Raw genomic sequence first — 23,104 nt, 5'->3', positions numbered from 1 at the left:
GGACATTTTTAGCCCCACCGAAAGACATTTTCGACAAAAATAGAAATGGATGTTTATTTCGTCATGATAGATCTCAGTAATAATGAAACTAAAATACAGTTCAGTCGTTTCTTGAAGGAAATGATCTATCGAAAAGGGTTAACGAGAGAACGATTCGCGGCAAAATCCAACAAAAGCCTCAAAACAATTACCCGTTACTTATCCGAAGATCTAACCAAGCTCCCAAAAACAAAAATCAATCACGAGACCTATCGAACATTATTAGATGCTATTGGTAGCGACGAAAAACAATTTAAAGAATTTTTATCTGAACAGAGTCCAGTCGATAACGATAAACACGAAGTACCAACCGCCGAGTTAACAAGCTCAATAACCGATATTGATGATTACTATATTGCGCAACGTTTATTGCCCAATAATCCATCCCAACCTCATCAAGCGGTCTTATCTGTTGAAGATTTTGTTGATCGACTCGTGCAAAACGATTCACCCTTGGAAGACATTACCGTCATTTGCGCACCGCCAGGATTCGGAAAATCCTTTTTACTGCGTAAACTCGCCAATAAAATTTTGCAGCATACAGAGAAGAGTTGCTCATCCTACGATATTCACTTTAATTATGATAATTTTTCCGATATAGAAGAAAACGCAGAAAATTCCGTTCAGATTATATTTTTAGACAACTACGAAAAAATAAAGAAGAACAAACGATGCAATGCTCTGAACGCAATTGAGCAATTAAATAAATACAAAAATGTGATCTTCACATGTTTACCAGAAGACATTGACGAAATTCAATCTCGACTTCCCGTTCAGTTCCTTTACTTAGACACGTTTAACTTTAGCGATATCGTTGCTTACATCAAACAGCAAGAGCAGTCTCTTAACGATCAAGCCTTGCACAAAGATTTAAACACACTGATTGCACAGTCTGAATACGTATTAGACATTATTTCTGTGCCCTATTTTCTAGAGATTATCTGCCAACAGTTAAAACTAAGACGCAAAAGCCCCCACTACGTGGCACTCAACAACAAATGGCTTACGGAACAAATCCAAAACCACTTATTAAATTACTCCAGCCAAGAAACCCGCAAACACTACGAGAACTCTCAGCGATTAATTTCGTTTAGAAAATATCAATTACCGACCATTGTTCATAAAGCAAACGTTTTCTACAAAAAATTAACCCATTACGGATTATTAAGAGCACTCAAAGAATACAATAGCCATGAATTTTTAGGGTCTTTGCTCTTAATTGATCTCAAAAGAGAACAGCAGAATGTCATCAACATTATTGATACAACACTCAAAGCTGAATACTCGAATCATGAAAATATCGCTACCATCGCCAAAGCTATTGCATTTACCAACCAAGTTACGCTGATCTTAGGTCTACTCAGCACTGATATTCGAGAAATACTCTGGAAACGATACCTTTCTCAAGCCGAAGGATGTGAAGAAAATATAGAGATTCTGCATTTGCTCGACAGTTATTTTTTGAGCAATAGAGAAAAAAATATTCGAAGAAATTTGAAATACTTCAACCGTTGGAGAAACGACGAGCTCTTAAAGCTAACACACAAACTGACTAACAAACCTCAGAGCAAGTCCGCTCCGCAAGAGTTAAATTGGGACAACCTGTCCATTTTGGACACAAAAAAACAACTGCAACATTTTATCGACAATAAGTCATTTCAACCCGGATTCAATATCGACATTAACCAGCTGGAATTGATTATTGGTGAATCAAGCCATCTGTTTAACATTCAACTGCTAAAAACCATAAACTCCACTTTAGAAACGCACCCGAACCATGAACTCTGTGACGCCATCACTCGCATTTATTTTCAGAAAATTACCGACTTAATAACTGGAGATACATTTTCCATTTACACGGAAATACTCAAAGCAACAGTATCATTGGTCATTAATCCAAATCTAAGATCAATGTACATTCAGTTACTCAAAAAACCTAACATTAAAATAAAATACAAAACGGCGGTAGCACAGAGTTTAGAAAGCACCGAACTGAGCAATAAGGAGCTGATTAATATCAGCAATATTGTTATTGAGCACTTGGAGCTCTCTGCCATTAAAAGCACAGAGATTAAGCTGTACACAACGCTCTTTTCGATCTTAACAAGTAAAAGCATTAACATTGCCGATTCAACGCTTAAAATTCTTAAAAAATCGAATGCAGAATCTTACTTTATGTTCAAAAAACAATTTGATGCCTCTAAGAAAACACGCTCTGAAACTTTTCAAATTATTTTCTAATCAAGAAAAATCTGATGCATCAAAAACCTACTGACAAGTATTTTTCAAAAATTTTTATAAAAACATTAAACAATCACTTATATTCCTGATGACTACATTAGGAATCATGTCTACATATACCAGTCCCACCAATTGATTTTAAGCCCTGCTCGACTATCTTTATTAATTTAACGGTTTATTGGAAATCTCCGTCGAAAAATTCATTGGTGTTAATTTTCTAGTTAAGGTATAGCTACTATGCGAGTTGGGGTAATTGGTGCAGGACTCTCTGGATTAGCCGCTATTAAAGAACTGAAAGAGAAAGGCTTTGATGTTGTTTGTTACGAACAGAGAGAGGACATTGGCGGGGTATTTTCTGATACCGGCAGTTACGATTCAGTACTTTTAACAGTATCTAATTACTTTATGGCCTATTCAGATTTTATGCCTTACGAAGAAGACATAAAATTTTGGACTCGCGGTGAATATAAGCATTATTTAAATCGCTACGTCGACCACTTTAAATTTCGAGATGATATTTTATTTAACCATTCCATCGATGCCGTAACTAAAATGACGGACAATCGTTGGAATTTGGATATCGTCAATCAAAAAACGGGCAAAAAATACTCCGATAAAGTCGATAAGCTAGTCATTAGTTCTGGGCAGTTTCAGAAACCCAATATTCCCGATATCCCTGGCATATCGAGCTTTTCAGGAGAGATTATCCATTCAAGCACTTACAAAAGCATTGAACAATTAAACCATTTAAAAGGTAAACACATTTTATTTTTGGGCATGGGCGAATCAGCCGCTGATGTAGTCACTGAAATATCAGAAATTGCGGGAGAATCAACGCTCTCTCTCAGAAGAAAACACGTATTTTCCATGAGGGCACCACGGGGAACGCCAATAGATGTTTTGCAGTCTCGCCACTGGCATACATTACCGGCACCACTAAAAGCCAGCATAGTCAGAGACAACTGGAAGCAGGAAATCAATCAAACAAGCGACCCGATTCTCAGAGAAGTGGGAAATCACATTATCTCCGCGCCTGACGAGCCTGGTTCTGTTGTTACAAAAACCGAACGTATCTTCGAATCAATTTCTAATGGTTTAGAAGTGAACATCGGAGGAATTAAGAAAATAACCAATAAAAAAGTCACATTTAATGACGGTACAGAAAAATCTTTCGACGCCATTGTCTTGTGCACCGGTTTTAAATTCAGCGTTCCGTTTTTAGATCCAATACATAAAATTGAAGATATTAGAGACTGCTATTTACAAACGTTTATTCCTGAATTTGGTGACTCTCTGGCATTAATCGGTTTTGTTCGCCCCCAGCAAGGAGGGGTTCCTTTACTGTCTGAGACAATTGCTCGGTATTACGCTTTGGTGCTTTCAGGAGAGAAAAAGCTTCCAACACGCATGAGAGAGAAAGCACTGCAAGATAAAGAACGTTGGCGAAACGAGTTCTACGAAACCCCAGACGTTTTTGGCCTGGTTAACGGGCTTAGATTTGTCGAGCAAGTGGCTGAGTTAATTGGCTGTCGCCCTCCTGAGCCAACACCTTTTTTCCAGCATCGAAAATTTATTACCTACTGGTTTCATCACATTTGGCCTTGTCAGTACCGATTAATCGGCCCAGGAGCCAGAGAAGAAGCACGATCCAAATGGTTAGAGGCGCCCTGCTTTAACGCCAAAGATCGATGCCCAACGTTGAAAGACGAAATTGGAATGTCGTTAGAATTTTTAAAATTAAGAGCCAAAGATAAACTGTCTCAAAAGCCAATTAATAAACTCCGGCCAATATTAGCAACGGAGCAGTACACGGCTTAGTAAACTCTCGGGTTAACACAAATTAACACTACAATGCTAGGCTTGAAACTGAAAGTGCTAATACGTTATCGAGCCCAGCCCTAGTCACTTTAGCCTCTTTCTAGAGGGCAGTTTCTATAGACCAATACTCTACTGTGGAAATGCTCATCAATCCATTGTGCTCCGACACCTAAACCTAAACCTATTTTTCTGACGGTTCATCAGCCAATTAAAATAAATTGCCTAAACTGCGGTTTTTAATGTCTATTTATTCTACTTTCTTATTCCAGTTTCAACATATCTGTAGCAACCCGTATTCGGTTTTAGTATTCTATCAATGTGACAATTTCATGATGAGTTCGGTGTACGCACAGAAAATAGTAGAGAGCAAAAACTGCAGAAATTGGCATAGTTTATGCGCAATATAAATTAGCTGCAGATAATGTCTTTGGAGCGGGCTATGTCAGATTCAAAAGAAAAAATCAAAGCATTACAACAACAATTAAGCGAAATGCGAGCTTCCATGGAAGCAGCGTTAGCGAATAAAAATGAAACCTTACTCGATCAAATCATAACCAAGTCACTTGAATCAAACTCAAATTCTGCGGTTGACGATGACTTCTATAACGAAATTGAAAAGCACGCGATTGATCTAGAAACCGATCATCCCAAAGCCGCCTCTCTCGTTCGAGAAGTTATGAGCACGTTAAATAGCCTAGGCATTTAACGCACAACCTGCATAAATTTCATTAAATTAGATACTCAGCTTTATGTTCCAAACTACTATCTCTCCACGCGTCAACGAAACCAACTACACAGGTCATATTTGCAATACCTCAATACCGATCTGGCTAGAAAAAGCACGCGAACCCATTGTTCGAATGGTCCACCCAGAAACAGCTCCAGGTGGAAAATCATTTATCTTGGCGCGCACAGAAATTGATTTTCAATCCCAAATGTTCTTTGGCGAAGACGTTGAAGTAAAGACCTATGTAGTCAATTTAGGCCGAACATCAATGACTGTTGAACAAGAAATATGGCAACAGGGTAAGATAACAGCAACCTGTAAAGCGGTTATGGTTTACTTTGACTACGATAATCAAACCAGTATAGAACTCACACCACAAATTAAATCTGCTTTTGAAATTCACGGCAGAGCCCTCGGATAAATCCAACTCTACCTTCTACGTAGTATCGGTCATTAACAAGACTGTTTGGAGAAGCACATGCTGATAATGCTTACTATTAATTTTGTTGTAGTAACATTATCAGTCATTGTTCATTACGAATTCCTTCACCTGCTTTCTGTTTACCTGCCTAAAATTCGTATTAAAACCCGACTCAAAGTGGTGTTTGGCATACTTGGCAGTCTTGCCGCGCACATTATTGAGGTGTGGATTTTTGCGGCAGCCTATTACGGACTGATACAACTGGGGACTTTTGGCAATCTCGAAGGTAACTTTACTCATTCCATCTTAGATTGCGCCTACTACTCAATCACCACTTACACCTCACTGGGAACGGGTGACATTCAACCAACGGGTGACATTCGCTTTTTGGCGGGAATTGAAGCGTTGTGTGGTTTGGTACTGATCACATGGTCAGCATCGTTTATGTTTATTGAGATGCAAAAATATTGGAAAACAGACGACAATGCTTAAGACAAACAAAAGTGCTTAAGACAGACGAAAGTGCTTAAATAAGAGACTTACTAAAATCTCCGCCTAAAACATCTCCGTCTTGCCTGACAGACACAGGTTGTAACTAGGTTTCCGTCTCACTGATCCATTTATCATCAATGATCGGACTGTAGTTTTCCATTTTTTCGACCAACTGCGCTGGATCACTACTGACTAACAGTAAATCCCGGTGTACCGGCTTAATAAATTTTTCGTCAACGGCGTGATTCAAAAAAGAAATCAATTGATCGTAAAAACGATTACTGTTTAGTAACCCGCAAGGCTTGTGATGAAAACCGAGCTGCGCCCAAGTTAATACTTCAAATAACTCTTCGAACGTTCCCATTCCGCCAGGAAGAGCAATAAAGCCATCGGCTAATTCAGCCATCATCATTTTGCGATTGTGCATAGATTCAACCACATGCAGATTTGTCAGCCCCGAGTGTGCAATTTCTTTTTCTGCTAAAGCTTTCGGAATGACGCCAGTAACACGGCCGCCGCGAGCAATCATTCGATTGGCAAGCGCGCCCATCACCCCAATACTTGCACCGCCATACACTAATTCTATATTTTTCGATAAAAAGACATCGGCAAGTTGATTTGCATAGGTAATGTAATCGGATGTACGACCGGAACTCGATCCGCAATAAACACAAACTTTATTCATTTGATCAAACATAAATTAATAGCCGTTAGTGCGACACCACTTTTCTTTTTATGCTGTCAATAGGAGAAATCACAACACATAAAAAAGTGATTCGGGAAAATATTTTGCCGATTGTAGCGAGGAATCAATGTATTGAAAACACAAATAGATAAATCAGAGAAATAAATTTATCAGGGGAGCAATCTCACACGGTAAAAATAGTTTTTAGTGTGACGTTAGAAAAATTAGATCGTCTTAAAAGCCGAAACCGATTAACTTGCTTCACTGTAATACACAGACAGTGGAACAATGTCTTGATGAATAAAATAGCTAATGGGCATTTCAGGATTTAATTCTATAGCCGCTTGTTCGTATACACTGCGTTTTTCCGGGCCCATCATGTGCAGCATTAAATTTTTAGTATTTAATAAACGCTTTCTGGTTTGTGTTAAACGCAAAGGCGTAACGGTAATTGGATTGGTTAATAAAACATTAAGCATAGTATCAATATTTAGCGCTTGATCTCGCTCAACTGCTTGCGGAAAAATAGATGCTGTATGGCCATCTAAACCCATTCCCAAAATAACAACGTCATAGGTGTCTGACAAAACTCGGTGATTAATAAATCGCTGCTGACAATTCATTTGCGATTCACCTTGAATGTACAAAGGTACAAAATTAATATCGGCCGCTAAATTTTGAATGAGATGTTCTTTTACCATGCGCGCGTTACTGTCGGGATGAACATCTAACACACAGCGCTCATCGGCCAAGGTGACGTAAACACTCGACCAATCAATATCTTGCTCAGAGAGATTACTCAAAAAATTGCGCGGTGAATTGCCACCAGAAACAACCAAGCTTGCAACGCCTTTTTCATCAAGTGCCATTTGCAAGGCTTGTACGATATGTTCACTGATGGATAAATCCAATTCATTCAGACTGCTGTATTCTTTAAAATTTAGGGTCATGATTCCAAATCGCTCCATTGTCGGTCGTCTTGGGCTATCATTACGGCGGCATCAACAGGACCTGCTGTGCCGGCGGCATAGGACTTCACTTTCATATCGGTGCTGTGCCAAAGTTCAATGATTTGATCAATCCATTCCCAGGAGGCTTCCACTTCTTGCGCACTGACAAACAGTGTTTGATCTCCCTTGATCACATCAACCATTAAACGCGCATACGCATCGTAATTATTCTTTTTTCGTGCCTCGGGAACCGTTAAATTCAGCTCAGCTTCTTCTAACGTTAATTCTTCTAATCCGGGTTGCTTCCTTAAAAAGTGCAAGGTTATGCCTTCATCAGGCTGCAATTGTATTCGTAATTGATTGGGACAAATTGAATTATTGGTCCCAAAAATTACGTGTTTTGGCTGTTTGAACTGAACCAATATTTCAGTTTTTCGGGTGTTCATTCTTTTGCCAGTACGCAAATAAAATGGAACGCCAGACCACCGCCAATTATCAATTTCTGCGCGAATCGCTACGTAAGTTTCGGTATCAGACTTTTCAGAATCAACACTATTGTTACTATCAAATAGATCGTCGTTATAGCCTGGAACAACCTGGCCGTTTACCGAACCTTCAATATATTGCCCACGAACGGTACTGCGTTTAATCATCTCTGAGGTCATGGGTTTTAAGCTTTTTAAAACCTTGAGTTTTTCAGCTCGAATCATAAAAGGATCACGGTTAGCTGGCGGCTCCATCGCCAATAAACACACCACTTGAAGCAGATGGTTTTGAACCATGTCTCTAAGCGCACCGATTTCGTTGTAAAAACCTTTGCGCCCTTCCAGGCCAACTTTTTCAGCGACGGTAATCTGAATATGATCGATATAATTTCCGCCCCAAATTGCACCGAACATGACATTAGCAAACCGTAATGCCAATAAATTTTGAACGGATTCCTTGCCAAGATAATGATCAATTCGATAAATTTGGTGCTCAGAAAAACTATCGCTCATTTCCTGGTTAACTTGAGAAAATGTCGCTTTACTGGAACCCAATGGCTTCTCAACCACCAAACGCGTATTCTCTGATGCCAAACCCGCATCACGCAAAGCTCGGCAGGCGCCGCCAAAAACTTTTGGGGGAACAGCCAAATAGACAATGACACCGCTGTACTGTTCGGGCAAATCATCGTGATAGACTCTCAAGGTTTGAGCATCCGTTGCATCGCCTTGAATACAATGAATCCGCGCTTTGAACTTCTCCCAAATCTCATCGGAAAAACCGTCCAGCAGTTTTAAAGCAGGCAACATGCGTTCCAAAAGCGAATCTTTATCGCGTAACGCGCGAGAAATACCCGTAATACAACCAACATCATCAAGTTGACCGGCAATCTCTAACGCAAAGAAAGCCGGGTACAATTTGCGAAGTGCCAAATCTCCGTCACCGCCAATTACAAGTATTTCTTGGGTCATTATCGTTAATTACTCTTCGAAATTCTGTGTATGAGTGTAGTCTAATTGGACCACCTACCAAGCACTGAGGCCTAATTTTTTTGAAGTAACACGCAGATAAAAGTACGCATTTATCGCGCTGATTGAGTTGGAAAATAATCAGCGCTAACGAGTATAAAAAGCACCGATCATATGCCTTTGGTGCACTGCACTCTAACGGTTTATACGAGTTACCTTACTATTACGACGTATCATTTAACGTTAAATTCAATCATTAGTTTTCGAATTTTAGCTTTCGAATTTTAATAATGGCGAATTTGTTAGTGAACGATTGATTTTCAAGCGCAGGCGTCAGCTTTTGGAAGGATCACGAGACAGAAGAGTTTTATAGGAGCCTTTGATTAAAAAACCTTCGAAACCCACTAACTCTCTGAAATCACAAAGAAATTGGAACAATAAAAACCTTAATTGCCCATTTCTGGTGAGCAACCAGGTACTCAGAGTATGAAGCTAGCAAACGCCACTGCCGCGAAGGCAACAGGTAATTGGCGAGATTCAACCGCATACTCATCAGTGACATTTATATGACAGCAATGATCAAGGGCAAAACAATCCAGCGTTTTGCCCTGTTTTGGGAATGAGAGTAGGAAAAAGAAAACGAATTACGACTCAACAATCATTAAATAGCCTGCGGACTTTTTAGGCTCATTAACTTGGCGAGGAACGAGTTGAGCACCAAATGATTTTTTACACTTTTTCGCTAATTTTAAAAACGGTGATCGGCCTGGATCAGCAATAACGATTCTCTCCACGCCGGACTCAACAGCCCGACTGACAATGTCATAAAGAGGATCGACTAAATCGTCCCAAAAACAGATATCGCCACCGGCCATAAATTTTTGCTTTTTTAACAAGCCGTTTTTTATGTCTTCGTATTTACTGACTTTTGTGGTTATTTTGACAGAATTCATTGCCGCGTGAACACGCAAATAGGGAAAAACCCATTTGTCAGCATCAACGGCGGTGACTTTTGCTTTAAAGGTTTTTGCACAGTAAATGCTGAGCATTCCCCAACCACAACCAATGTCGAGTACCCGCTCGCCTTTAGCCAACGGCTCTTCATTTAAATAATCCATAATCAAAAAGCTTGAAGACCACACTTGATAACCATGAATGCTGGGTTCTGGCAGAGATTGACGTAAATTGGCTAGCGTTGGGCTCTTTTTTGATAATACGTAAAGACCATGAACTTTCTTAATTTCACTCAACAGTTATTCCTCAAACTCAGCATTGTTCCATCAAATCCAACAATCTCTGTAAGATTCCTATAAAAGGTAATTCTCTCAAAAAAGTGAGGTAAAACAAAATACGATTGAAGTTAAAAATACACAAATCGAAGATGAGTACCTAACTTTTTGATTTTGAATGATTAACGGATTCTCTGATTAACCCCAATCACCCACCAACAGACTTGCTTATACGCAGCAAGAATTATCGAGCCTTTTAAAAAGTGACTTTATCACATCGACCGTAACCGTTTTTTGTAGGTTGCAAAATTGTTTTTAATTCGCGAACACAAACTTTCCTGCGGCAGCATTTAAAAACCATACACATACGCTTGTAACAATTGGCACGAGTCTCAACTTTCTCAGGCATTGAATTAAGTACATATTTTAACCACTACATCTTTGGCAGATCTTTTATCGAATTACGAGTAGAATACGCGATTTGACAGCAGCCCAGGCACAATGCAGGAACCACCGCTTCATATTTTAAACAACATTTTTGGCTACTCGGAATTTCGCGGTCAACAAGAAGAAATTGTTGGCAGTGCGATAAACGGCGAGGATTGCCTCGTAATCATGCCGACCGGTGGTGGCAAATCGTTGTGCTACCAAATTCCTGCGCTGGCAAGAAAAGGCATGGGCATTGTGGTGTCGCCGCTAATTGCGCTGATGGAAGATCAGGTTACGACCCTCCAACAATTGGGCATCAACGCAGCCTACTTAAACTCCACGCTCACACGGGAAGAAAAATCCAATCTCGCACAAGCCATTAATCATGGCGACATAGACATACTCTACATTGCACCTGAACGGTTGTTGCAAAGCAATACGCTCAACTGGTTGTCGACAAAAGACATATCGCTTATCGCCATTGATGAGGCGCACTGCGTCTCTCAATGGGGACACGACTTTCGGGCCGACTATTTAGGCTTACACCAACTCAAAGAAGTGTTCCCAAACACACCGCGCATTGCCTTAACCGCAACCGCAAACCAAGAACACCAAAATGAGATTGTCGATCGACTCGAATTAAGCGCGCCCAAACGCTTTGTCAGCAGTTTCGACAGACCCAACATTCATTACAGCGTACAACCTAAAAAGAACGCAAGAACCCAGCTGATTCAATTCCTGAAAGCAAGGCGACAGCAAGCCGGCATTGTTTATTGTTTATCCAGAAAGAAAGTTGAATCCACCGCTGAGTGGTTGCGCAAACAAGGCATCAATGCTCTGCCCTACCACGCGGGCTTAGACACCAGCATTCGAGCCGACAATTTAAAAGTTTTCTTACAAGAAGACGCCGTGGTGATGGTTGCCACGATCGCGTTTGGAATGGGCATTGATAAGCCCGATGTTCGATTCGTATGCCATTTGGATTTGCCCAAAAGCATCGAAGCCTACTACCAAGAAACTGGGCGCGCCGGCAGAGATGGCAATCCGGCCGACGCTTGGATGGTGTACGGGCTGAACGATGTCGTTCAGCTGCGCCAGATGGTTGATCAGTCAAACGCTTCTGAAGAACACAAAAGAAACGAGCGATCAAAACTGGATTCGCTGCTCGGCTGGTGCGAAGTGACCAACTGCCGACGAACCGCGTTACTGAATTACTTTGGCGAATCAGTGGAGGCCAACTGTGGGAATTGCGATACCTGCACCACACCGCCGCCAAAATGGGACGCGACTGAACCCGCTCAAAAATTGATGAGCAATATCGTTCGAACTGGGCAACGGTTTGGTGTTGTTTACAATTTAGAGGTGTTGCGCGGGAAAAAAACCGACAAAATACTCCAATACGGTCACGAAAAACTCAGTACCTTTGGCATTGGCAAAGACGTTCCCGAGGACACCTGGCGTTCTATCCTCCGACAGTTAATTGTGCAAGGATTTATCTCGGTTGATATCAATAATTACGGAGCGTTACAGTTAACCGAAAAATCTCGACCTATTTTAAGAGGCGAATCGCAACTGTTCCTTAGAAAGGATCTAAAAGAAGATATCGAGAAGAAAGGTTATCGCAAATCTTCCGTGAATGATAACGATCGTGAATTATGGAATGCATTACGGCAATGCCGAGCCAGCCTGTCGCAATCTCTCAATATTGCGCCCTATCAAGTATTCCACGACGCAACACTGATGGAAATGATGGAAGAAAAACCCAAAGATAAATTTGAAATGTTGCAGCTAAACGGCATGGGCGAGAAAAAATTTGAACGCTTCGGTCCTCAGTTTATGGATGTTATTGCAAAATTCCGATAATTTTTTAGGTTTAAAATTATCGAATTAAATATCGCTCAATAAGAAAGCAACAATTTAGTGGAACACCTTTGACTGAGCCTTATAGGTTACACGCAATGTGATAGCCACTGAACTGAATAGCCACTGATCTTTATTCATAAAAATTCTGATATCACGTGAACATTGATACGGTATTACTTTAGGAACAATTAACCAATGAATCTATTACTTTTAATATTGATCGCCATAGTTGTTGGCGCGTTAATACCGATTCAATCGGCCGCAAATGTTAGTGCGGCAAAATATCTAGGCGATATTTCTTACGCAGTTTTATTATCCTTTGTCGTTGGCCTTATTTTAATATCGGTCTACATCATTATTAAAAGACCCGTTATGTCGCCGGGTGTATTGACTGTTAATTTTCCGAAATACATTCTGCTCGGTGGCTGTATATCCGCTATTTACACTATTGCCATCACTTACCTTTCGCCCAAATTGGGCGTAGGGAATGCGCTTTTCACCATTCTTTTTGGCCAAATTGTGGTGTCATTACTTGTCGATCACTTTGGCGTAATGGGAGTGTTAAAGCAAGAAATCACGCCTTCAAAAGTAGCGGGAATGCTGCTTATACTAACGGGCGTATACCTAACCAAAAAAGCCTAGTTAAAACGCCTATTAGGCTGAGTATTTAATAGAAGGGTCATTAATTGAAGGGAAATTAATAGAGAAGAATTTTATCAGTGAGAAAATGGCTGCGGATAATCAACAGCTCGCAGCCATTTTAAAGACGTAAACTAAACGATATACGAACAGCAATAGTCAGTTACGGAATGGATTTTAAGTTGAAACTTAGAAGATCCAGGAACCTCGAATGACTCGCCGCCCTTAATGGAGCGCCATTGATCTTCACCCGGCAATAGCACTTCTAGCTCGCCCGATAAAATCTCCATGATTTCTTTTGCATCAGTACCGAATTCGTATTCCCCTGGCAACATAATACCTAAGGATTGCACTGATCCATCTTCTAATGTCAAAGAACGACTGGTTACTTTTCCATCAAAATAAACGTTTGCGGCTTTCTTTACAGATACATTTTTTATTTCAGTCATTTTTTAACCTATTACAATGATTTATCAATCCTGCTGGGGGTGATAGAAAGAACCACTCTCTATTACAACCCAAAAACACCGTATTACACCCTAATCCGGGCGTAGTTTGGCGCTTGTCGTCAGAATTTGCAATCCTATCCGAAGCTTAGACCGACAATAGCGTTAAAAAGTGAGATCACCGAATGAGTACATTAAGGACAAGATAAAGAGATTTGAGACAGCAGAAAAGCAGACCATACAAAAAGAAAATCAATGAAAAAATGCATGTTAAAAACAGCCAATATGAAAAGCACACTCATTCACTCATGAATGTGCTGTTCAACGTATTATTTCCAATACACCTTTGCGGTACCCGCTTCTAATTCACTGCTTAATTGCGGCCAGCTGGTTTTCGCTTTTTCAAGAAATGTGGGAATGTCTTTGCCCCATTGTTGCAGCACAGACTGGTTGTAATTCAAATACAACTTATCTTTGTAAATCGTCCAAGAAGTTAACGGATCAGGCTCTGCGGCATAACCGTCTGCAGCACCAAACGCACACCAACCACCGTATTGTGGTGCGTACTTTTCAGGTGACTTCATAAATAAATTTTTATTTTCTTTACTGCCAAACAACCACGTTGCGCCGTGCCATTTGTATTGATGAGTTCGCAAACCTTTTTTGGGTTCACCTTGAACGAAATACGACACCGGATCATAACCATGAATTGCATAGCCAGCTGCGTTAACCATTATTTCCGTATGGCTTTCTTTTGCATGGCTTTGAAAAACGAAAAGAAATAAAAAAGCAGAAAAAAAGCACTGCACTTTATAAGGAGTAAATCTTGACATTCGAATACCTCTACCTGAATAACCTTGTCACCTATTGAAAGACGTATAAAAGAATCCTTATTTTTATAGTACTGATCAGGAGATCGCTTCTTTTACAACACCCTAGAGACTTAATCGTTAACGCGAATATTTTCACAGCGAAATAGAATTCTGGACATGAGAATATTGCACAGTTGAATATATATTCAGAATGTATTAGTGATTTTGAAAATACGGAAAAGCAGGCTTTGAATAACCAGTAAAATACGTGTTAGTCAAGAGTGGCAAGAGAGTAAAACGCAATAATTGTCGCTTAATACTTCTTAATGAACATCTAAATTGTAAAACTGACATCAGCTTAAACGATTAATCTATTAAACAACAACTGTCAGATAAGGAAAGGCTATTTTTTAAAATACGAAAAAAATAAAAATTAATAGCGAATACAGCCGAAAATAGAGATTGTCAAAAAAACCAGGCCAAGAATTTACATTTCAAGCTCACACCTCCAACCGTTACTACATGCACCAATTCAACAAACGATGAAACCAAAGTGGTACATTTACTTTTAGCCTTAGTCGATTTCGACAAGAGTTAATCAGACTAGCAATAATCTCAGCCACTCAGCACACACAAACACACAAACACACAAACACACAAACACACAAACACACAAACACACAAACACACAAACACCTTTATTTAAAAGCGCTGAATTATTCTTGAAGCCTTTTATTTCTAATTCGATTTTTATTTCTATTTACTGAAGAAGTCTCTGATTAAAAAACTGATAAAAAATAAGTTAAATACCAAAATAACCCGAACCAAGTTATTTAAAAAATAAGTACTTTAAATTTTATTTCTATTTTATTACAAACAATCAAAACAACTTCTAAAGCATCTTCTAAAGCAACTTCGCCCACCTAAAACGAAAGCCCAAAAAACATATGATATACAACATATAACGCTAAACAAATTCGGCTCTATTTTTCATTAAAAAGTCTTAATACAAAGGTCTATTGCGAACCCCGAAAATTGTAGTTATGATTTTTGTCGCGTTGTAAATGCATCAACCACCACACCAATGCAGTTCACAATTAATAAAATAAAAAAGTGTTTTCGTAACAGGAGTATTGAAGATGTATGACATGAGCAAAATAAACAACTTACCCGCTCTCGGTGAAAAAGCTCAAAGTGCTTGGGAAGCCTTTCAAAAGTTTGACCAAGCGGCACTTGCCGATGGCGCAATTCCAAAAAAATACAAAGAACTCATTGCATTAGCCGTTGCCATGACAACCCAATGCCCCTACTGCTTAGAAATTCATAAAGATGCGGCTTTAAAAGCGGGCGCAACCGAAGAAGAAATTGCAGAAGCCACCTTCATCACTGCGGCATTAAGAGCTGGAGCGGCTGTCACACACGGCACTCATCTAGTCTCTAAATAATACGTTCTGTATTGGTAGAATCAGCGAGCATTTACGATAAATTCTCGCTGATTTTACAGACGCCTGACTTTATAAATCCCTTAATTTTACAGCCCCCGCAATTTATTTAAGGCTACTCACCAGCCAGAGCTTTTGGTGTTATAAATTCTGCCAAATTAAAAGAACCCGCCGATAAATCTTTCCAAGCACTGTGTGCTTTAGCATTAAGTTGTACGTAACCGCAGGTTGGAATATTTTCTATATAACTGTTACTGAGTTTATTACAGAAATCTGTCAATGCAGGATTATGGCCGATAATAACAACCTCTTGTATTGAGTCGTCTAACAACCTAAACCATTTGTACAATTGCTTGCTATCGAAGGTATACAATTCGTCGGTTAGCTGCCATGAAACCTTAATATCAGAAAGAGAATGATCAATCAATGTGATGGTGGATTGTGCCCTAACAGCGGTACTGCAATACACGTGTTTGAAATTACAGCCTGCGTCTAAAATGGCTCGCGCCATTAAATCACATGCTTTTATACCACGCTTATTTAACGGTCGATCTATATCTGCCAACGAGGCATCTTTCCAACTGGATTTAGCGTGTCGAATTAAATGTATTTTTTTCATTATCACCAAAAATTTTTCTGATTTTTATTGAAAATTACTTGTGCCTAAACTGCTGTTCTCCAGAGCTTTATGATTCAGCTTGCTGGGATTTCGAACTGCAAAAATCCGACAAATACAATCAGATTCACACTCTACCGTTAACGCTGTCGTAAGATTTCCATGTTCAAATATCAATAACCCCAAAGCTTCATTAAACCGAGTAAACTTAATATTTAACGCCGTACTTTCTCGCTGATAATCCCTAAAAACACGAACAAAAAACTCTGCCACAGATTGACGACCACGTAACACCGCAGGCAACGCTTCAACTTTTCCTCCGCCATCGGAATAAAGCTCTACGTCTTTTTTTAATACTGATATTAGTCCATTAATATCGCATGATTGAGCGGCCTTAATAAACTGATCAATCAGTGCTTGATGCTCTTGCTCCGTGGCGGAAAATCTCGGCCGAAGAGACTGCACATGCTTTCTGGATCGAACTGCAAGCTGGCGACAATTAGCAGAGGTTTTATCGACAATGGCTGCAATTTCCGAAAAATCTAACTCAAATACCTCACGCAATATAAACACCGCTCTTTCAACCGGCGTTAATTTTTCTAATACATGCAATAACGCAATAGTCAGTGTTTCATCTCTGTCTAGCTGCGCGTCGGTGTTGTTACCATCGCAATGCAGGATAGGCTCAGGTAACCATTCGCCAGTGTAAACTTCTCGTTGTTTGTAAGCGAGTTTTAGTTGATTAAGGCAGATACGTGTGCAGACCGTTACCAACCATGCTCGTTGATTAGTCACTGAATCCAAATTCTGCTGATGCCATTTAAGATAGGTTTCTTGCACAGCATCTTGAGCTTCACTCAAGGAGCCCAACATACGATAGGCGAGCCCTTCTAACGTATTGCGATGTTGCTCAAAAACTTGAGTTTTTTCGTTCATAGCAGGCTACTCACACTGATTTGACATCAACACAGAATACCGCCAACCCTCAGACGTTTTTTTATAAACGTGACTGTACTTCTGACGTGACGCAAAGACACCTTGAGCATTCAACGGCCCTTCTACCAACACCTCTTGAGTGCCCACCTCCACCGCAAGGTTACCGCTTTTCTCAATGCGAATAGGAAATTTGATAAAACGGCTAAAAACGGTATTCTCAAAAAGCTCTTGCTCAGCTTTCACAAAGGCATTGATACCTGAAATCGGATCGTGTGAGGGAATCAACAATTGAATGTCATCGGTGCACAATGTCGCGTAGTGCTCAGCATTTCCCTCAATAATCGCGTGCGCCTGAGCCGAACGAATGCGGGTAATTTCAGCTTTATCGTTGTCGCTGAAGCTGCCAATCCACGCAAGAGCTTGCGGTTTATTAAACAAATCATCGAGGGTTTGCTTCGCTCGCATCAATCTTTGCCTGCCGTCGTCGTTATTGGCACTGGTAGCCTCAACAGCGACTACGTCAATATCACGAATACCGATGAAATTTAGAAGTGCCGTTATATACCGGGTTTGAAAATCACTCGTATCATCAGGCGATGACACGCTGGATCGCGCCGTTACAAGAGTAGCTCCAATCTTTTGAAGCAAACCTTGGTAACAACCCTCTTTCACTTCAAAAGTCGCTCCTGAACGAACGATATGATCAAAATACGCCTTGAGTGACGATGATAGCGACAAATTATAAAGTGGACTTCCAATAAGCAAGTGATCCGCTGATTTCAATTCAGCAATCAACCGATCGGATAATGAGTCCACACCCGAGGAGTCACTCGATTGCGAAAAGCCCATCACAGTTTGCTCGGTAAGGTGTGGAATAGCATCAGTCGCTAAACAACGACGAATCACTTTTCCTTCTGGATGATGAGCCAGCCAAGCGGCCTCGTAATGATCAGTCAGGGCTCTGGTGTACGAATCTACAACACGAATACTTGAATCAATTCTTAATAAGGTCTTCACGGTAATTTCTCGGATTATTGAATATCACCATGAAGACAGTTCAGCATTTACGTTTGTGACAAAAAACAAAAAATATTTCTGCACATGGACTCTGCCATGAATTAACACGCAACCTTTTAATGATAGCTTTTCAACAATGGTTTTCTATAACGGTTTTCTATCGTTCACTAACCACAAGGCGAAGCGCCAAACCCGCAAAGACAGTACCGGCAACGCGATTCATAATCACCTGTGCTCTTTCAGACGCTTTAAACCATTCGCCAAGGTAACCAGAAAACCAAGCGATTAATCCAAACACCAATAGGCTTGATGCTATAAACAAGCCTCCCAGGGCTAAAAGTTGAGTGGTGACCGAACCCAACGCGGGATTGGTAAATTGCGGTAAAAACGCCAGAAAAAAGATAGCCACCTTAGGGTTGGTCGCATTCATAATAATTCCTCTCAGATACAACTGACGCCAGCTGAGAGATGGGTATTGTTGGCCTTCTTGATGGGCGGGTTTGGATTTAAAAGCCTGAACCGCCAAATACAGCAAATATATTGCACCGGCAAATTTAAGCACATTAAACGCTAACGTTGACGTCTGAAAAATAACAGCAACACCCAAAGTGACTGCCAATGTATGAGCAATTAAGCCGGTACACAGCCCCAATGTTACTTGCAGACCCGCTTTACGACCGAATATCGCAGATTGCATAAGCACAAAAATGTTGTCAGGCCCAGGAACAAGTGCCAATGCTACAGAGGCTGTTAAAAAGAGACCTATGGTTTCAATGGGTATCATAATTCACTCACATAACCACTAACGATGGGTTAATCTTGAACGCTAAATTCAGCTCCGGAAATTTCTAATATTTGCCATTCAGGCTGTTTTAAGATGATTTCACCAGACGTTAACGCGTCTATAAAATCTTGCTGTTGATCGCCATGAATCAACTGCGACGCCGACAAATATTTACTCTGCCAGCGTTCATCTTTGTAGTAATACACTTTTACATCAATATAATTAAGTCGGCGCGCTACCAATAAATAATCTTCTTCTCCATCCTGATTTAAATCCACGGGTTTTAAATAAAACTGACGCGTATCCCTAAGTTTCCAAGAATTTTTTGACTCCTGCTCGTAAATGGCGGTCAACAATGTCTGAGAAGGCTGTCCCGATAACACTTTTAACGCCGCTAGAAAGTCTTCTTTTTTGGAAGCTGGTTCTGAGCTTCGGTGATTTTGGTACGACTGATCGATTCTAAGAACCAGCGCAGGATGAGTTTCACCGTATTCTTCTTTGATTTTCATTAACGCCTCATAACCGGGTCTGGCCAGTTTCGAGCGGAAGTAATAAACATCCAAGGTATCAATATCAATTTTATTATCGGCTATGCGTTCGAGCTGATCGGAAGCGACAATTTTGCGAAAATCCAATAACGGCGAATTTATTAACAACATTGCGGCTAAAACAACCAATCCCACCGCGACATTGACGCTACTGAGTTGCACCAGCCAATTATCCCGCCGTTTAGCAATACCCCACCAATAACCCAATGGGAATAAGGCGAGCAGGAACCAAACCAAAAACGCCCAGCACCGGTCAATGCTCCAGCCGTATTGATCAACACGCAAACTCAAGCCGTAAAAAGAAATTGCGCTGTAAATAGGAAGTAAGGCAATACCAAAATAAATAAAACGGTGTAACCACAGGGAATACGGGCGCTGATCAGGGTGATCTTGATACACGGCATTAACGAAAAACAGCATAAGCGCCTGCATCCATAATATAAGAGCGCTGCCGCCACTTTCCCACAAAGGATCTAACCCAGTAAAAGGTAAAGCAAACAAAAATAATATCGAAACTAAAACCAACACCACCAACAAAAACTTCATCAGTGCTTGCTGAAGGCGTGTAATGGTATCGATGACGTGGGTCATTCTTCGGAAAATGACCACACCAAAACCGTTTGCTAAAGCGATGGCCGGATAATAAAACCAAGGATCTTGAAATAAATCCCTAAAAAAGCGAATGCCAATTGCGTTAAATAACGCCCCCCAGAGCATTAAAATCATCCAAAAGCTGCCAGCAAACAGCAACGCCAGCGCCACAGTTAAAAAATTGCGCCACGACCAACGAAATAACGCGGAATAACTCAGGCCTTCACCCGACGCCATTTGCTGCGAATACATCAACGCTTTAAATGTCGCAATAAGCATTGTAAAAACGTAGCCAAACAACAAAGAATCATAGCGAACATGTTCAATGGGGGTTGCCTGCGACCCTACGTAATAACCTAAAACGGCACTCAACAGCGCAAACGGCGCGGTATATTTAACGACCGCGGCCGAATTGCCGGGTTTTAAGCTCAGTAACAACATGATTGGCCAAATAAACGCCACACTGTAGAGTGCAAATAACCACTGAGGTTGATGATTAGGCCAGAAACCGATCTCAATTGCTTGGTGCAAAAACAAAAGACACAGGCCTTGAATTAAGGCAATTAATACCATCAATTTTTGAGGTAAGTTTTCTTTTACTTCCACAGTTAGCGTCTCCGTATAGTGAATCGTGCTTCAAATTTCTGATCAGAGAACTCTCAATCACGCGGTAATACTATGCGTATAGCACAATAATACACCCAGAAAAAGCAACGGTGTCTCTGTATTTACGCAAGAGTTAATGAATGAATAAGAAAAAACAAAAAAGTTGGATGGGAATCTATTTTGATCAATAAGTCAGCAAACAAAACGGAAGTAAACCCTTCAACAGAGCTGAAACCAAATACGATCAAAGCCAATACAACGCGTTACACATCAGCGTTTGTATTGGGCTGTATAAACGTGAAAATTTATGACTGAGTAGAAAGCTTAATATGCACCGCCGTCAATTCCTGATCACCAATCACCGCAGCGGTATGACCGTGGATTTGATGATCAAACAGTTCATCAGGCAATAAAGCATCTTTTGCGACAAACATATCACCAGCGGAAAAGTCTCGATATTCGCCATTGCGCAAACCAATGCGAAGCGTGCCTGAGCGAATAATAATTAAAGTTGGATCCCCCGCCACATGCCAATCACTGAAATACTCGGACTCACTGTAACGGTGACGAAAATTAAGGGCATCGATGCGGGGTGTAATAAACAACCCGTTATAATCTTCCAACGACAGCGATTCACACGTAAAAACAGAATAGCCCGTTTTTCCGGTTTCAGGGTTAATGGGAGACGATAATATCGGAAACTCTAAAGTACATTTATCATCCGCTTTGTTGGAGGGCTTATTTTCCATACGATTATACCTGCTGTGAAACTCAATATTTCCTTTATACCGTAGTGAATGCGAATATTCTATTATTTGCTCAATATTTGAGTAGTACTCCGTATTGGAAAACGAGTACTTAAAATTAGCCAAGTTATGAACAGTTCAGTACGGAGTTATTAATCTAGTCTTTAGATAACCTTTGGTGGATATTTGCAAACGGAAAGATTCTTGGTTACGGGAAATTTCAACGTAATATAAGCCACGATCACAATGCTCGATTTGAACATTACAGTCTGTGGCAGCAAGATTCGTTAAGGGATCATATTCAGATTGGATACTGAGGGCCTGTTCACACTAATTTAATCACACCTGCTGGAGCGTATTTTTTTCGTATTTTAGGCGCAATGAGTGTGATTTGGTTGTTCCAAATGAACGAGCTGCAACACGAAATACGGGAAAAATACGCCGAGCCCTTAGGGTCGCCCCTAAAACACGCCATTCGTTGTTGTTCGTCGCTTATTTAGCGCGCTAAACTGCACTCCTCACGCCTAGACTGACGCGTTTTAGGGGCGACAGGTGCGGTTAAATTAGTGTGAACAGGCACTAGCCAATCTGGAATGTCGGCACTTATTAGATTGAACTCAATAAAACCCTTTTGGGTTGTCCATAATTCAAATTTGAAATTCTTTTCTTCTAGAATTTCAAATAAATACTTAGCAGAACCGACTTTATTGACCTGTATAGAACAGCCTTCGATGACCATTTCATCAATCAAGCCGCTTTCGAATAGATTGAGTCTCATATTGGGTTATTTACAGGCCATTCAATTGTAATACACTGCAACTCCGCATTTTTCAGCGACTAATATTTCCAAGCCGTTAACGATCGCCGTAAATGTATCCTCTAACTCACGAACCAACGTATCTTCACCAGGAAATGCTTTTTTATAAACGTCTGGATCTATGGATTTCATTTGATTTAATGCGTCGGCAAGCTCAGTTGAATTAGCCAACATAACCTCAGAATACCCCCATTCAATACCCGTGTTATATTTCCCAAACAAAATCTTATAGATTGGACTGTCATCAGGGTTTTCTGTAAGAGGATTGGCCAATTTTTCAGTGAAATCACCACCAAAACCATCGAAGGCCAAATCACCATCGTCCTCAGCACCATCAAATTGAGGGATTTGATGCTCCTGCAAACGAATATCGTGTTCATTTTCATATAAGTCGCTGTACCAAACGCCATCAGCTAGTGCAAGACAAATAATAAGCTTGTCTTCAGATGCGATTATTTTTGAGATGCTTTCATCAGACAATTTTTGAAATACATATTCCGCCAAAATTTATACTCCACTACTCAATTTCTTTAACTGATTTAACTGCATTTTTGATACTTAAGGAGCCTCTGATTAACCTCAAGATCACTCAGGCCAATCAGTTTTTTTCTGATCAAGGCGTGCTTTTGAAGGTCTAACGGGTTAAATCTAAAAAGCACAACCTTTTCCTAAACGAAAGGAGCAGGGAAAAACTGGTAGGCCCCGCAGGGCGCAGTCTCAAGCATACATTTGCAGCGTTGCCGTTTTTATTAAGGA

General features: G+C 40.5%; 22 protein-coding genes. 8 read left to right on the top strand and 14 right to left on the bottom strand.

All coding sequences use genetic code 11. The annotated features are described in order from the left end of the window. Positions 1-63 precede the first annotated feature (63 nt). From LU361_RS18525 to LU361_RS18505, 5 genes are all read left to right on the top strand, one after another. A complete protein-coding gene (locus tag LU361_RS18525) occupies positions 64-2,280 on the top strand; it encodes an NACHT domain-containing protein (RefSeq protein ID WP_233090643.1) in 2,217 nt (738 codons plus the stop codon). A gap of 237 nt (positions 2,281-2,517) precedes the next feature. Further along, positions 2,518-4,098, top strand: a complete 1,581-nt coding sequence (locus tag LU361_RS18520) for a flavin-containing monooxygenase (RefSeq protein ID WP_233090642.1) — start codon at positions 2,518-2,520, stop codon at positions 4,096-4,098. A 439-nt stretch (positions 4,099-4,537) separates the two neighbouring features. Further along, positions 4,538-4,804, top strand: a complete 267-nt coding sequence (locus tag LU361_RS18515) for a DUF4404 family protein (protein ID WP_233090641.1) — start codon at positions 4,538-4,540, stop codon at positions 4,802-4,804. A 43-nt stretch (positions 4,805-4,847) separates the two neighbouring features. Continuing rightward, on the top strand, positions 4,848-5,246 hold the full coding sequence (locus LU361_RS18510) for an acyl-CoA thioesterase (protein WP_233090640.1): 399 nt from the start codon (positions 4,848-4,850) through the stop codon (positions 5,244-5,246). Positions 5,247-5,303: 57 nt separating this feature from the next. Further along, on the top strand, positions 5,304-5,738 hold the full coding sequence (locus LU361_RS18505) for an ion channel (protein WP_233090639.1): 435 nt from the start codon (positions 5,304-5,306) through the stop codon (positions 5,736-5,738). A gap of 103 nt (positions 5,739-5,841) precedes the next feature. On the opposite strand, the gene LU361_RS18500 is transcribed toward LU361_RS18505, so the two are convergent. The 4 genes from LU361_RS18500 to LU361_RS18485 all read right to left on the bottom strand — a co-directional run bounded on the left by LU361_RS18500 (position 5,842) and on the right by LU361_RS18485 (position 10,077). After that, positions 5,842-6,435: an LOG family protein gene (locus LU361_RS18500; protein WP_233090638.1), complete on the bottom strand. Its 594-nt coding sequence runs from the start codon at positions 6,433-6,435 to the stop codon at positions 5,842-5,844. 239 nt (positions 6,436-6,674) lie between these two features. Continuing rightward, complete coding sequence (pgl, locus tag LU361_RS18495; protein WP_233090637.1) at positions 6,675-7,373, bottom strand: 6-phosphogluconolactonase; 699 nt, start codon at positions 7,371-7,373, stop codon at positions 6,675-6,677. Beyond that, positions 7,370-8,830: a glucose-6-phosphate dehydrogenase gene (gene zwf, locus LU361_RS18490; protein WP_233090636.1), complete on the bottom strand. Its 1,461-nt coding sequence runs from the start codon at positions 8,828-8,830 to the stop codon at positions 7,370-7,372. Before zwf ends, pgl begins: the two co-directional genes overlap by 4 nt. A gap of 641 nt (positions 8,831-9,471) precedes the next feature. Next, entirely contained in the window at positions 9,472-10,077 is a 606-nt protein-coding gene (locus LU361_RS18485; RefSeq protein ID WP_233090635.1) for a class I SAM-dependent methyltransferase, read from the bottom strand. A 480-nt stretch (positions 10,078-10,557) separates the two neighbouring features. Between LU361_RS18485 and recQ the strand changes: the two genes are divergently transcribed. Both recQ and LU361_RS18475 read left to right on the top strand, forming a co-directional pair. After that, positions 10,558-12,348, top strand: a complete 1,791-nt coding sequence (gene recQ / locus LU361_RS18480; RefSeq protein ID WP_233090634.1) for a DNA helicase RecQ — start codon at positions 10,558-10,560, stop codon at positions 12,346-12,348. A 195-nt stretch (positions 12,349-12,543) separates the two neighbouring features. Continuing rightward, positions 12,544-12,990, top strand: a complete 447-nt coding sequence (locus LU361_RS18475; protein ID WP_233090633.1) for a DMT family transporter — start codon at positions 12,544-12,546, stop codon at positions 12,988-12,990. 131 nt (positions 12,991-13,121) lie between these two features. Here LU361_RS18475 and ppnP read toward each other — a convergent pair whose 3' ends face one another. Both ppnP and LU361_RS18465 read right to left on the bottom strand, forming a co-directional pair. After that, complete coding sequence (gene ppnP, locus LU361_RS18470) at positions 13,122-13,436, bottom strand: pyrimidine/purine nucleoside phosphorylase (protein ID WP_233090632.1); 315 nt, start codon at positions 13,434-13,436, stop codon at positions 13,122-13,124. Positions 13,437-13,762: 326 nt separating this feature from the next. Further along, positions 13,763-14,266: a YHS domain-containing (seleno)protein gene (locus LU361_RS18465; protein ID WP_233090631.1), complete on the bottom strand. Its 504-nt coding sequence runs from the start codon at positions 14,264-14,266 to the stop codon at positions 13,763-13,765. A gap of 1,127 nt (positions 14,267-15,393) precedes the next feature. On the opposite strand from LU361_RS18465, the gene LU361_RS18460 reads away from it, so the two are divergent. Beyond that, positions 15,394-15,690 (top strand): carboxymuconolactone decarboxylase family protein, encoded by a 297-nt coding sequence (locus LU361_RS18460; protein WP_233090630.1) that lies wholly within the window; start codon positions 15,394-15,396, stop codon positions 15,688-15,690. A gap of 112 nt (positions 15,691-15,802) precedes the next feature. Here LU361_RS18460 and LU361_RS18455 read toward each other — a convergent pair whose 3' ends face one another. The 8 genes from LU361_RS18455 to LU361_RS18420 form a co-directional block, all read right to left on the bottom strand. Next, positions 15,803-16,306, bottom strand: coding sequence for a SixA phosphatase family protein (locus tag LU361_RS18455; RefSeq protein ID WP_233090628.1), 504 nt, complete (start codon positions 16,304-16,306; stop codon positions 15,803-15,805). Positions 16,307-16,330: 24 nt separating this feature from the next. Further along, positions 16,331-17,239: an RNA polymerase sigma factor SigJ gene (gene sigJ, locus LU361_RS18450; protein WP_233090626.1), complete on the bottom strand. Its 909-nt coding sequence runs from the start codon at positions 17,237-17,239 to the stop codon at positions 16,331-16,333. Positions 17,240-17,245: 6 nt separating this feature from the next. Next, entirely contained in the window at positions 17,246-18,256 is a 1,011-nt protein-coding gene (locus LU361_RS20420) for an NAD(P)H-dependent oxidoreductase (RefSeq protein ID WP_233090624.1), read from the bottom strand. A 157-nt stretch (positions 18,257-18,413) separates the two neighbouring features. After that, positions 18,414-19,040, bottom strand: a complete 627-nt coding sequence (locus tag LU361_RS18440; RefSeq protein ID WP_233090622.1) for a LysE family translocator — start codon at positions 19,038-19,040, stop codon at positions 18,414-18,416. A 29-nt stretch (positions 19,041-19,069) separates the two neighbouring features. Beyond that, positions 19,070-20,785, bottom strand: a complete 1,716-nt coding sequence (locus LU361_RS18435) for a DUF4153 domain-containing protein (RefSeq protein WP_233090621.1) — start codon at positions 20,783-20,785, stop codon at positions 19,070-19,072. Positions 20,786-21,090: 305 nt separating this feature from the next. Further along, entirely contained in the window at positions 21,091-21,534 is a 444-nt protein-coding gene (locus LU361_RS18430; RefSeq protein ID WP_233090619.1) for a cupin domain-containing protein, read from the bottom strand. Between the two features lie 493 nt (positions 21,535-22,027). After that, positions 22,028-22,282, bottom strand: a complete 255-nt coding sequence (locus LU361_RS18425; protein WP_233090617.1) for a hypothetical protein — start codon at positions 22,280-22,282, stop codon at positions 22,028-22,030. A 48-nt stretch (positions 22,283-22,330) separates the two neighbouring features. Beyond that, positions 22,331-22,852: a hypothetical protein gene (locus tag LU361_RS18420; protein ID WP_233090615.1), complete on the bottom strand. Its 522-nt coding sequence runs from the start codon at positions 22,850-22,852 to the stop codon at positions 22,331-22,333. Between the last annotated feature and the right edge of the window lie 252 nt (positions 22,853-23,104).

The organism is Sessilibacter corallicola, from assembly GCF_021290925.1.
GTDB classification, from domain to species: Bacteria; Pseudomonadota; Gammaproteobacteria; order Pseudomonadales; family Cellvibrionaceae; genus Sessilibacter; species Sessilibacter corallicola.
The sequence above is the reverse complement of the archived record's forward strand: the minus strand, read 5'-3'. Positions and strand labels throughout refer to the sequence as shown.